The sequence below is a fragment of the Thiorhodococcus minor genome (genome assembly GCF_010820565.1).
GTDB lineage: Bacteria > Pseudomonadota > Gammaproteobacteria > Chromatiales > Chromatiaceae > Thiorhodococcus > Thiorhodococcus minor.
This window is the reverse complement of record NZ_JAAIJQ010000118.1, coordinates 1-12,457: the sequence shown is the minus strand read 5'-3', so window position 1 is coordinate 12,457 and position 12,457 is coordinate 1. Positions and strand designations below refer to the sequence as shown.

Sequence of the window (12,457 nt, the reverse complement as noted above, 5' to 3'; positions counted from 1 at the left end):
TGAGCCGTCGTGATAGGCAACATGCCAAAGAGGCTGACAGGCATGAACCAAAAGGTAAGCAGTCAGGTCGGGGGAGCGTCCTATTCCCTCGCGCAGATGATGCACTGCCGGCGGAAAGGCGGAGCCTACGTCCTTCAGGAATGGTACGCGTGTGGAACGTGGTAAGCCCGACCGGCCCCGCACGGATCGCGGAAGCCAGCCCGCAAGGGCTGCGTGATGGTCGAGCGGGTATGGGATGTCGGAGGAAGCAAAGGCCGATCGGTAATCGATCGGATAGGGGTTCGAGCTTTGCCCTACCCCGAAAGGGGGCTGACTTCCGACCGGTCTTGGATCACGAGAAGGTGCGGAAAGGCTCAACCTGAGTGGTTTCTTAGACGATGTATGCCATTGGTGTCATTGAAGGCCCTCAGGGCGCGACGGCACGTTGGTCCTCCATCGATTGGACCAAGGTACGCCGCCATGTCAGCCGCCTCCAAGCCCGTATCGTGAAGGCGGTCAGGGCAGGCTGTTGGCACCGCGTGCGGTGTCTGCAACGCCTGCTCGCGAAGTCGCTCGCCGCCAAGTTACTGGCGGTGCAGCGGGTGAGCTCCAATCGGGGCCAACGCACCGCGGGCGTGGACGGCATCGTGCTGGAAACACCCGCGCAGAAGTGGCAGCAAGCCCAGCAGTTGAACGCAAAGGACTACACGCCAAAGCCGCTCAAACGGATTTACATCCCCAAGAAGAACGGAAAACGCCGTCCGCTCGGCATTCCCGTCCAGGCCGACCGGGCCGAGCAGGCCCTGGAGCTTTTGGCCTTGGACCCGGTCTCTGAAACGCTGGCCGACACCTGCTCGTATGGCTTTCGCCAAGCACGCTCCGCGCAAGATGCGATGGCGGCTTGCTTTCAGGTCCTGGCTCAGCGAACGCGCGCCGAATGGATCTTGGAGGGGGATATCCGGGGCTGTTTGGCAGTTTGGACCACGGATGGCTCCTACGTTTCGTGCAACATCGCGTTGGAGATCCGCGCTTGATCAGCCTGATCCGGCGTTGGCTCAACGCGGGCATTTTGGAAGACGGGGCCTTACATCCGAACGAGGAAGGGACACCGCAAGGGGGATCGATCAGCGTGCTCCTGAGCGATGTGTATCTGCACTACGTGCTCGACCTTTGGCTCGAGCGGGTGGTGAAGACGCGACTGCGGGGCGAAGCCTATCTGGTGCGCTATATCGACGACTTCGTGCTGTGCTTCCAATATCGCGAGGATGCCCTGCGCGTCCAGAACGCGCTACGCAAACGGTTGGGGAAGTTCGGCCTGAGCCTGGAGCCCAGCAAGACCAAGCTCGTCGAATTCGGTCGCTTTGCCCAGACGCACGCGCCCAAGCGGGGAAGGAAACGCCCGGAGACGATCTACTTTCTGGGTTTCACCCTCTACTGCACGCGCAATCAGAAGGGCAATTTCAAGGTCGGGATGCGCACCGAGAAGTCTCGGCTTCAGCGTAGCCTCGCCCATCTGCGCGACCTGATGCGACGCATGCGCCATCTGCCGCTACCGGAGCAGGTCATCAACCTCAATCGGTTCCTGCGTGGCCATTATGCCTACTACGGCATCGCCGGGAACATCCGCGCCTTGCAGAAAGTGCATCGGTTCGTGGAGCGTTACTGGCACAAGATGCTGAGCAGCCGCAGTCGGAAAGGGTACATCCCTTGGGAGATCTTCCATCGGATCAAAGCGCGCTACCCACTGACGCGACCCAAGCTGAGGCTTCCGTACCGGGAGCTACAAGCACTCGCGGTGCTGTGAATCGCTCATGCGGCGAAGAGCGTCGTGCGGGAAATCTGCTCGCGACATTCTGTGGGAGCCGGAGGCGGGTGACCGCCTCTGGCGACCCGGTCCGGGTGACGGTAACGTCACCCGGCTACCCGACTCCTGCCGCTCCTTCAGGGTGCTTGATCGCCTACAGAAATACTCAGTTTTGGACTAACCGATGATCAAGGCCCCTGCGTCGATTTCGTAGGTGCGTCAGCGCTCCCCACGGCCCGATCACCCGGGTTGGCCGGAGGCTCACCGATAATCAGGAGGCGTTAAGGAGAAGGGTTGCGTAAGCCTCGCACCGGGACTGCGCCACCAAGGCTTCAGTTGGTACCGAATGCCCGGCGCGTCTGGCGGACTCAGCTCATGAGCACATCCCGCTGATAGCCAGTGGCCGTGCGTAACGATCGAGCGGCCGCGCGCCCCCTCGAATCGCGTCGGCAGCGGCCCCACGCGCACGCGGCGGTGGGTCGTCCCGTTCAAATCGAGGGGGACGACGAAGGACCTGCCCCCGCCCATGGAGCTTGTCGGCCAACTGCTTCGCCGCCGTAGTGCATGCTGCGGGCCATCCGGGCATGAGATCCCACGTCGGCCTGCAATGATGTGATCACCGATTCTCCAGATCATCGTCGATAGGTCCAGCGGTTTGGAACAGCCAGGCAGATAGCATGAAGAACCCCGCTTCCGACCGACTCCACATCGCCCTGGGCGACAGCGCCGCCGGGAGCTTGCGCGCCGCCTGCCGATCCCACGGTCTGAACGGCACCGTATGTCGCATTCCTGATGATCTCAGCCATGGTCCGCTCGATGACGGGCGTGAGCGTATGGCCTACATGCGAGCCTGTTACCTTGGCTACGACGATTGGACGTTCACCGCTGCCGACGCCTTTGCGCCTTGGCGAGCGCTCGTCGAACAGCTCGACCAGCAAAGGCCCGAGGCGATTGTGGTCTGGAGTGGAGACAACGTCTCCGAGAGCATCTTTCTGAGGATGGCCTGCTGGCACCTCAGCGCCTGCGCAATACCACTCCTGCGGGTCACGGTTCCTGAGCGTAGCATGCCCCCTTACGTCGCCTTACATAGCCCCGCCGAGCTTGCCGAGCTGTCTAAAATCCGCTGTGAGCTGACGGCGTCTGAGCGTGACAGACTCAGCGAGGACTTTGTGCGCATCCGCACCGAGACCGGCCTCTTGCGCCGACTGGAAACAGGGCGAATCATCGGCCTGCCACTGGAGCACTATGACGCCTTGCTCCTGAAGTCCTGCGCGACCGGCTGGACGAATGCAGCCAGGGTCGTAGGTGCTGCGATGGGGCGCTGCGACAGGCACAATCTGATGAGCGACCTGTTTTTCTCGAGTCGCCTGCAGATCCTCATCGGCGCGGGCTCACTCGAGGCCGACGCGGTGTGCGAGCGCCTGCGCGACTACGCGGTGCGTCCGGCGCCAAGCTGACCCGCTTGCGGCGCGCCGTATCAAAGGCGCGAAAGCGTTCCGTGGGAATCGAGGGTCGCCTAGGCGAGGAGCAGGTCTTGCGATCCGGCCAGATCGTGGACGCGTCGCATGCCGTGTCTTGCTGCCCGAGGTCGTCGCCTCATCGGCTTGTCTCAATCTCCCGGCGTGTGACTGGGCAGATCGAACGACCCTTCGGCGCTTTCGTCGATCCGATCCGTTTCGGCGAGCGCCGGCCAAGCAGGTCGCCGCCGACCGAGAAATCGGTCTCAAAGCGCCCATCGCTTTGCGAGAAAAGACCACCCGGCATCCTTGCCGCCCCAACAGACTGATGGGCCTCACTCAGTCTCTGGCGAGGCCCCCGCTCTTACATTCTCGGCGAGGCGCGCGTCATCTTGCTGCAGCCGCCAACGGTATCCTGACAACGCATAGCTGAGCGTGATCGGCCGGCCATCGACCGAAGCGTGGACAACAACCTCGGTCGGCGAGCGGATGGCGCGACCTTCCTCGCGCAGCGCCGCCCCCGGATAGAGCTGCTGCAAGGTTCGGCAGACGAGTGTCGAATCTGGGCCGATGTCCCCGATCTCGGGGGGACTAGGTACGCAGTCGGCCTGGGCCCCGAGCGCACATGTAAAGAGCGCGAGGAGTAGCGTTTGCTTGTGCATCTGTCTGACCTCTCGGAGTGGCGTTGAGCTGACCGACCGGTCCGGCGCGCCGCCGGATCGGTGCGGTTGCTTAAGCTCTAGCGCCAAGTCGGCGCGACGTCCTGATCGAAAGGCGACGAAAAGACGACCGAAGGGTTTTCGGCGTTTCCTTCCGCTCCGGGCCGACTAAAGTGATGGGAAAGCCTGCCCCGCTGAGGCCCTCATGCCCATGTCGCCTGCCAACCCCAGCGCCCCCGAGGATCCGCCTCCAAGCACCAAGCCCTTCCGCCTCGGGCCCTGGGTGGTCAGCCCCGCCACCGGGGAGATCGCGAGCGACGGCAAGGTCGCGCGACTGGAGCCCAAGGCGATGGATCTGCTTGTCTACCTGGCATCGCGCCCCGGGGACGTGGTATCCCGCCAGAATCTAGAAGCACACGTTTGGCGCGGCGCTGTGGTCGGCTATGACGCCATCACCGGCACCGTCATCAAGCTGCGCAAGGCCCTCGGCGACAGGACCCGGGAGCCGCGCTACATCGCGACCATCCCCAAGCGGGGCTACCAACTGATCGCGCCCGTCTCGAGCGTCGAAGAGCAGGAGCCCACCGCGACAGCGGCAGACCGCGATATGCCCTCTTCGCCAGGGAGAAAGCGCCCACGCTCGCGCTCGGGGCTCGTGGCCAAGCTTGTGGTTGTCCTGGGGGCATTGGCGGGAGGCATGATCTCCCTCTACGTCGCTACAACACGATCGCCACTAGGACCGCGCGCGCATCCTCCGTCCGTGGTGGTCCTGCCGTTCGTGAACCTGAGCGAGGACCCGCAGCAGGACGGCTTCGCCGATGGCATGACCGAGGATCTCGTGACCGATCTCTCGCGCCTGTCCGATCTGTCGGTCCTCGCGAGCAATACCTCCTTCGCCTTCAAGGGAAAGGAGGTCACCGCCCAGCAGGTCGGCAAGGAGCTGGATGTCGACTACGTGCTTCAAGGCAGTCTCCGGCGCCGTGACGACGCCCTGCGGATCAATGCCCAGTTGGTGGACGCCCGCTCGGGGTTTCAGCGCTGGGCCGAGCGCTACGACCGCCCAGCCGTGGAGGTATTCAATGTGCAGGACGAGGTCACCGGCCAGATCGTGAAGGCCCTGGCAGTCAACCTCACCCGACAGGAAGCGGCGCGTCTGTCGCGGCGCAGCACCAACAACCTAGCCGCCTATGACCGCTTTCAGGAAGGCCAACGGCTGAGCAGGGTGTTCACGAAGGCGACCAACCGCCAGGCAGCGGCGGCCTATCGCCAGGCGATCGCGCTAGATCCGAGCTACGGGCGCGCCTATGGGGCGCTGGCCTACACCCTGGCGGCGAACTACCGTCGCGGCTGGACGGACACGCCGCAGCTCACCAGCGAGCGAGCGCTGGAGCTCGCCAAGAAAGCGGTGGCGCTCGACGGATCCATCCCGCAGACCTATTGGGCACTCGGCTATGTACACCTCATGCGCAGGGAGCTTGCTCAGGCCGAAGCGGCGGTCAGCCAAGCGCTGACGATCGCACCGAACTATGCGGATGGTTATGGGTTGCTGGCCCTCATCAAGAACGCTCGGGGGGAGCCGCAAGCAGCGCTCGCGGCCGTCGAGAAGGGCATGCGCCTGAACCCCAACTACACCTGGGACTACCCCTACAACCAGGGACGTGCCTACTACACGCAGGGCCGCATCGACGCGGCGATTACGGCCCTGGAAGCGGCGCGATCACGCAACGCCAACGCCGTGCCGGTGCGGCTTCACCTAGCTGCCGCCTATGCGCGGTCCGGCCGGCTCGACGATGCCGAGTGGGAAGTGCAGGAGCTGCTGGCGATGAGTTCGACGGACACCATCTCGCAGCTGCGTAACGCGCATCCAACCGAGGACCCGCAGTCGATGGCCGCGCTGATCGAGGATTTGCGCAAGGCCGGGCTGCCCGAGTGAGGTTGCCTCAGCTCAAGGTTGTTCGGTGTCTCCTGCACGGCCGCGTCGCCGCGACCGCACCTTCGAGAGGCGGATCCGGCGGTTTGGGTGACAACGACCGGCTCTCAAAGCATGCGCTTCTGGATGCGATGAAAGACATGGGTTGCACGGATGCGATCAAGCGACAACCCAACTCGCCTACGCCAGCAAAGCTGGGACGATGTTTGGGAAGGCACTTGTCGGTGCGGTCGTCAACAAAGCTGTCGGGCGCTCGGCCTTCAAGCTTGTCAGCGTCTTATTTTAAGGGCCCGAGACCCTCGCGCACCGTTTTCGAAGTTCAAGGTCAACGAGCCTGTCCGGCTCACCGCGTGCAGGCCGCGTAGCAGAAACTTGCGGAAGCCGAGCACGTTCTTGATGATGCCGATGATGGTTGCGACCGCGGAATTGCGCTCGGCGTAGCTCGCCTTGCCCGCGCACGTCGGCAACCGGTGGGCATTGGCTGACCTGCGGGCAATGGCGAGCCGCTCGCCCAAAGCTGATTCCAGTCAGGACAGGCATAGCGCTGACCGTCCCAGGCGAATCGGTCGTCCGCCCCCGCCGATCGCCTTGGCCTCGAGCGCAATTAGGATAACCGTTCTGGCGTAGCTGGCCTGTCTTCGCGCGAGCGCCATCTCCCGCGCTGACGGCTCGGGCATCCTGATGCGCGAGGCTCACGCGTCCTCCTGATGCGTTTGGCGGGATGCCGCAGAGGCGGCCGATGCGCCAGAGGCAGAGGGATCGCTGACCTCGAGCCCCTCCGGCACTCCCGCTCGGGGCGCTTCCACGAGCGGATTTCCGGGCGATGCGGGCACGTCGATGCCCAGGGCTCAGCCTGGCCGGAGTGCGGGAGTCGATCGCTACTGGGGTCGCCTGGGCCGCGCCACCGCGGCGCCTTCAGGCATCCTTGGCGTGCGGCAGCGAGCCCGGTCCACGATCACCGGGTTGGCTGATGGGTGAGTCCGTCCTCGACCGCGTGCGCTGGTGCCGCCCGACCCTTTGGCGCCTCCGGGCTGTCGGGATTCAAGCCCCGACCTCCCACCACCCGCAGCACCAATGCCAGCATCGCCGGCATAAAGGTCAGGGTCACGAGCGTCGAGAAGAGCAGGCCGAAGAGGACGATGGCCCCCAAGCCACGATAGAGCTCCGTGCCCGCGCCCGGATTGAACACCAGCGGGGACAGACCAGCGACCGTGGTGATCATGGACATCATGATGGGCCGCAGCCGGACGCGGACCGCCTCCGTGACCGCGTCGATGACGCTCAGCCCGCACTCGCGCAGATTGACCACCGCCCGCTCCACGATGAGGATGGGGTTGTTGACGACGGTCCCGATCAGGACCAGGAAGCCGAGCATGGTGATCATGTCGAAGGGCTGCTGGATCGGGTAGAGACCGATCTTGTCCAGGTGCGCCCCGGTGAGGTTGAGCAGATAAAGCCCGGCGATGCCGCCGCTGATGCCGATCGGCACGCTGGTCATGATCAGCAGCGGCCAGCCCCAGTGGCTGAAGACGGCGACCATCAGCAGATAGGCGATCAGCAGGGCCACGGCGAAGTTGCCGGCCAGGGCGTCGCGCGTCGCCTCCAGCCGGTCGCTGGCGCCGCTGAGCGTCAGCTTGATGCTCTCAGGCAGCTCGCCGCTGGCCTTCATGCCCGCGATGATCCGCTCCCGCACGAGGCGCACCCCCTCCTCCAGCGGCACGTCGCGCGGCGGGATGATGCTCATGGTGACGGTGCGATCGCCGTCGACGCGGCGAATGTTCTCCGTATTGACGGTCTCGATGAGTCGGGCGACCGACGACAGCGGCACGATGCCGCCGTCCGGCGAATAGAGCATCAGCCGCTCCAGGTCTTGCGGATGCTCGACGGCACCCGCGGTCGAGTAGAGAAAGATGTCGATCTCGTCGTCGTCCAGGAAGTACTGATCGACATAGGCCCCGTCGGAATAGGCCCAGACGGTGTAGCCCAGATCGCCCGGCGAGATGCCGAGCTCGGCGGCGCGCTCCCAGTCCGGGCGCACCTCCAGCATCGGCTGCCCCAGGGTCAGGCTCGATGGCTCCGACTTGACCCTTGGCCGCTCGAAAATCTCCTTGGCCTTGGCCGACACCTGCCGGCCGGCCTCGAAGAGCGTCGGCAGGTCCGGGCCGCTGACCTCGATGTTGATGGAGCGGGTCCCGCCGAAATTGCTGGAGAAGATGGAGCCGCGGCTGGAGAAGCTGCGCAGCCCAGGGAGCTGAGAGGTCTTCTCGGTCGCGACTGCCATCAAGTCCTCGGTCTGGCGGCGGTCGGTCGCCTCGCGGACGACGAAGACCATGCGCTCGCTGGCGAAGCCGATGGTGAAATTCAGCGCCGGGACGTCCGACTCGCCCTCGGCGAAGCGCGCCGGGTCCTGACCGACGGCCGGATAGAGCTCGGCGTCCACCTTCTGGAAGGCCCGGCGCATCATGTCGATGTTGTAGCCGGGTGGCGCGAACATCATGGTGAAGACCTTGGACTCCTCGCCCTCCGGGAGGTATTCGGCATCTGGGGTCAGCCCGTAGATGATGGCACCGGCGCCGAGGAGCACGGTCAGAATGACTGCCACTGGCCGGATCACACCGCGCGAGATCCAGTGCACCCCGGCGATGACATGATCGCCGAAGCGCGTTCCGAGCCGCACCAGCAGAGACTTCCGGGATGCACTGCAGGATAAGGCCTCCGGCGCACTGAGAAAGCGGCTGGCCGCGACCGGCACCAGCGTGATGGCGACCAGCATGGACATGAGGATGGAAGCCGAAATGGCCACCGCGATGTCCGAGTAGAGCTGCCCGGCCTCCTCCTCGACGAAGATCACCGGAAGGAACACGGCCACCGTGGTCAGCGTCGAGGCCAGCACCGCCGGCCAGACCTCGCGCACGCCTTCCAGCGCCGCCTGCATCCGCTGCTTGCCCTGATGCAGGTGCCGGACGATGTTCTCCAGCACCACGATGTTGTTGTCCAGCGTCATGCCGATGGCGAAGGCGACGCCGGCAAGGGAGATGACATTGATGGTCCGCCCGGTGACCAGCAGCCCGAGGAAGGCCGCGATGGTGCAGATCGGGATGCCGATGGCGCCGATCAGCGTCGCTGGCAAGGAGCGCAGGAAGAGGAAGAGCACCAGCACCGCCAAGGCGGCGCCGATCGCGAGGTTGCGCTGCACCACGCGGACCGCGTCGGTTACATAGACGACGTCGTCCGCCGTGCGGACCAGCTTGAGCCCCTTCGGCTCGAGGACGGTTCGATTCAGCTCCTCGACGCGGGCCATCATGTCGCGCTTGATCTGGATGACGTTGGTGCCGATCTGGCGGCTGACCGCAAAGGACAGGATGGGCTTCCCTTCCGAGTACGAATAGGCGCGCACCTCGGCGAAGCCCAGCTCGGCATGACCGACGTCGCGCAGCCGAATGAAGGCCCCGTCACGCTCGGCAATGACCAGGCTCTCCAGCTCCTCCGGGGTTTCGAAGCGGCCGATGGTCCGCAGCAGATAGCGCCGCTTGCCGCTATCCAGGTCGCCGCCGGAGACGTCGCGGTTGCGGGCGCGGATGGCGTCGCGCAGCTCGGTCAGCCGGATACCGCGCTCGGCCAAGCGCACCGGGTCCACAAAGACCTGCATCTGGCGCTCGGCGCCGCCGCGCAGCGCCACGCTGGACACCCCGGGCACGCGCTCCATCGGCGTCTGGACGTACTCCTCGACCCAGTCGCGCAGCCGGATGATGTCCTCGTCGGTGAACTGACCGGACTCCGGCATCAAGCGAAAGTACATGAAGGAGTTGGAGGAGAAGGCCTCGGCTCGAATGGTCGGCTGGTCCACGTTCTCCGGATAGCCCGGGACCTGAGAGAGTGCATTGTTGACGTTGAGCAGGGCCTCCTCGATCGAGATCGAGAAGGGAAACTCCAGCTCGATCCTGGCCGAGCCGGTGCTCGCGCTCGAGACCATGCGCTCCAGCCCCGGGATGCGGCCGAGGTACTTCTCCTGCTCGACTAGGATCTCCTTCTCGACATCCTGGGGCGCGGCGCCGGGCCATTGGGTGCGGACAGTGATCACCCGCGCGTCCAGATCCGGGATCATCTGGACGGGCACATTGAAGATGGCGAGCAGCCCGAAGAGCGACAGAATGAGGATGGCAACCGTCAGGATGACCGGGCGCTCGATGGCGAAGCGGAACATGGCAGGTATCCAGGGATTGAGGATCGATCGAGCGGCGCGCGCGCCGGATGCTCAGTACTGCGCCCGCTGCAGCTATTCCAGGGCGGCGGTCTCCGCGCTGTCTCCCTGTGGCAAGACCTCCTGACCCGGCCGCAACTGCTCGTTGCCGAGCATAACCAGGCGATCGCCCTCGGCGAGCGCGCCGGCGACGATCTCGAGACGGTCGCCAAAGGCGCGGCCGGTCTCGACGCGCAGCGGCCAGGCTGTGGTGACGCCCTCGTCCGTCTTGATGCGCCAGACCTCGCGAGTCCCATCGCTCTTGGCGACCACGGCGTCACGCGGAATCGTCAGGACCTCGCCGACCTCGCCGTCCACGCCCAGGCGCACCCGGGCCGACATGCCAGGCGCGAGCAGACGGTCGGGGTTGGGGAGATCGATCAGCACCGGGAAGGTACGCGAGCGCGGGTCCCCGAGCGCGACGCGGGCCAGGACCTTGCCGGTGAAGTCCTTCTCCGGCAAGGCGTCGAATCTCAGGGTCGCGTCGGCGCCGGCAGCGATCCGCGGATAGTCGCGCTGCGGCAGCACGGCCCGCACGCGGAGCCTGTCCATCGCGACCAGCTCGACGGCCGCCTCGTCGCGCTGCACCCATTCGCCAACCTCCACGCCCTTCGCGACGACCATCCCGGCGAAAGGCGCCGCCAGGCGGTGCCGGGCGACCAGCTCCTCCGCGCGGGCCACGGCCGCGCGCTCGCCGCGCAGGGACGCCGCGGCCATCTCGACCTTGGCAACCGCGGACTGGATCTCCGCCTCGGACGCGTGCCTGCCCTTCTTCAGCTCGAGCAGCTCGTCGCGCACGCGAATCGCGTCGGCTCGGGCCGCCTCGGTCTCTTGAGCCCGGGCCCGGGCGGCCTCAAGCTCAAGCATGGCGAGCTGGGCATCCAGCACCAGGATGGCGTCTCCGGCCGCAACCAGACTGCCTTCGTCCACCAGCACCTCGGTCACCAGACCTTCGACGCGAGGCGACAGCTCCGCCCGCCGCCAGGGTACCGAGCTTCCGGTCAGCACGACCTGGTCGCGCTGCACCTGTGCGGTCACCTGCGCGAGCGTGACCGGGACAGCGGAGTCTTTGGCCGCGGAGGCGAGCGGAGCGGCGGAAAGGACGGAGATCAGGGCGACCCAAGAGGCGCGCGGCCAAGGCATTCGATGGATCATGGGGATAGAGGACCTTACAAAGGATGCAGCGCTTGGCGCGTCGAGCGCCCGGAAGCCGTTTGACGGCGAGGTGGTGGCTGAGATCGCATTTTGCCACGGCCGGGCACGCGCAGCGGCGCGAGGCTTTCTTGCATCGGCCGCGGGTAGCGCCTAGGCATGGCCCGAGCTTATCGATCGTCCAGAATTGCCCGGTGGGGCGCCGGGCGCGACGCCGAGAAAGACGTCTGGTGGAGTCGACCGCCCCCGCGAGCCGATAACCAACAAGCCGAGCACACCCAGCCCTTATCAAGGTCCATGCCCGATGCCTATCGCCCCACATGCTTGCAGCCGAGCGCTCCTAGCCGTGATGCTCGTCTTCCCCTTGCTCACCGCCGCGGAGAGCCCAGCGGTCGGCCCAGAGATCAACGCCTACTACCATGGCACCGATCCCAGCCGATGGCAGGGCATTTTCGAGCGCGATGGTCGAGAGGTCTTCGATCGCCGCCTCGACATCCTGAGCGCGCTCCAGATTCGCCCCGGGATGCGGATCGCCGACGTCGGTGCTGGGACCGGACTCTTCACGCTCCTCTTTGCCGAGGCTGTCGGGCCGAGTGGCCGGGCGTACGCGGTGGATGTGTCTGAGGCCTTCGTCGCGTCGATCCGGCAGCGTGCAGCGGCCGAGGGGCTGACGAACCTGGTGCCCGTCGTCAACCGGCAGAAGAGCGCAGGGCTGGAGCCGGGCAGCGTCGATCTCGTCTTTGTCTGCGACACCTACCATCACTTCGAGTACCCAGGCGCCATGATCGCGTCGATCCGCGAAGCCCTCGCGCCGGGCGGCCGACTCGCGATCATCGACTTCAGACGTGATCCGGGCACCAGTCACCCGTGGATCCTCGGGCATGTGCGAGCCGGTCGGCGCACGGTGATCGACGAGATCAAGCGGGCTGGATTCGAGCTGGAGGACGAGCCCCTGAAGCTTCGCGACAACTACTTCGTCAGCTTCCGAAAGCCCCGGCTCTGAATCGAGGCGGGAACCGGGCCCATCGGCCTTGCTCAGCCCGTCGGACCCGACTCCTTTCCCGCAAGCGCGAGCGTCTCCACTGAGTCGGAGGTGTGCCGGATAAGGCGAATTCCTAGAATCCTCGTACCAGTCGCGCCCCACCGGGGGCCGAAGGGGCCGGGGGGGGTGGGGCCCCCCTGCGGGCGCCGCGGGGGCGTGGGGGCGCGCCAGCAGGGGCGCCCCCCCAGCGCGGG

The 12,457-nt window shown here is 65.8% G+C and carries 9 protein-coding genes; 5 read left to right on the top strand and 4 right to left on the bottom strand.

The window, feature by feature from the left end; genetic code table 11:
* The first annotated feature begins 377 nt into the window (after window positions 1-377).
* The 3 genes from G3446_RS29465 (at window position 378) to G3446_RS23880 (ending at window position 3,240) form a co-directional block, all read left to right on the top strand.
* Window positions 378-1,013, top strand: coding sequence for a reverse transcriptase N-terminal domain-containing protein (locus tag G3446_RS29465; RefSeq protein ID WP_483414740.1), 636 nt, complete (start codon window positions 378-380; stop codon window positions 1,011-1,013).
* Window positions 917-1,783 (top strand): reverse transcriptase domain-containing protein, encoded by an 867-nt coding sequence (locus tag G3446_RS29460; protein WP_483414739.1) that lies wholly within the window; start codon window positions 917-919, stop codon window positions 1,781-1,783. The genes G3446_RS29465 and G3446_RS29460 overlap by 97 nt, the downstream gene beginning before the upstream one ends.
* Before the next feature lie 677 nt (window positions 1,784-2,460).
* Window positions 2,461-3,240, top strand: coding sequence for a DUF1835 domain-containing protein (locus tag G3446_RS23880; protein ID WP_164456044.1), 780 nt, complete (start codon window positions 2,461-2,463; stop codon window positions 3,238-3,240).
* A gap of 335 nt (window positions 3,241-3,575) precedes the next feature.
* On the opposite strand, the gene G3446_RS23875 is transcribed toward G3446_RS23880, so the two are convergent.
* Window positions 3,576-3,902: a hypothetical protein gene (locus G3446_RS23875; protein ID WP_164456042.1), complete on the bottom strand. Its 327-nt coding sequence runs from the start codon at window positions 3,900-3,902 to the stop codon at window positions 3,576-3,578.
* Window positions 3,903-4,104: 202 nt separating this feature from the next.
* Here G3446_RS23875 and G3446_RS23870 point away from each other — a divergent pair, with 202 nt between their 5' ends.
* A complete protein-coding gene (locus G3446_RS23870; protein ID WP_164456040.1) occupies window positions 4,105-5,832 on the top strand; it encodes a winged helix-turn-helix domain-containing tetratricopeptide repeat protein in 1,728 nt (575 codons plus the stop codon).
* 266 nt (window positions 5,833-6,098) lie between these two features.
* On the opposite strand, the gene G3446_RS23865 is transcribed toward G3446_RS23870, so the two are convergent.
* From G3446_RS23865 to G3446_RS23855, 3 genes are all read right to left on the bottom strand, one after another.
* A complete protein-coding gene (locus G3446_RS23865; protein ID WP_164456038.1) occupies window positions 6,099-6,344 on the bottom strand; it encodes a transposase in 246 nt (81 codons plus the stop codon).
* Between the two features lie 440 nt (window positions 6,345-6,784).
* Window positions 6,785-10,033: an efflux RND transporter permease subunit gene (locus tag G3446_RS23860; RefSeq protein WP_164456036.1), complete on the bottom strand. Its 3,249-nt coding sequence runs from the start codon at window positions 10,031-10,033 to the stop codon at window positions 6,785-6,787.
* Window positions 10,034-10,105: 72 nt separating this feature from the next.
* Window positions 10,106-11,212, bottom strand: coding sequence for an efflux RND transporter periplasmic adaptor subunit (locus G3446_RS23855; protein ID WP_164456034.1), 1,107 nt, complete (start codon window positions 11,210-11,212; stop codon window positions 10,106-10,108).
* A 358-nt stretch (window positions 11,213-11,570) separates the two neighbouring features.
* Here G3446_RS23855 and G3446_RS23850 point away from each other — a divergent pair, with 358 nt between their 5' ends.
* Entirely contained in the window at window positions 11,571-12,224 is a 654-nt protein-coding gene (locus G3446_RS23850) for a class I SAM-dependent methyltransferase (RefSeq protein WP_245232725.1), read from the top strand.
* Window positions 12,225-12,457: the final 233 nt, after the last annotated feature.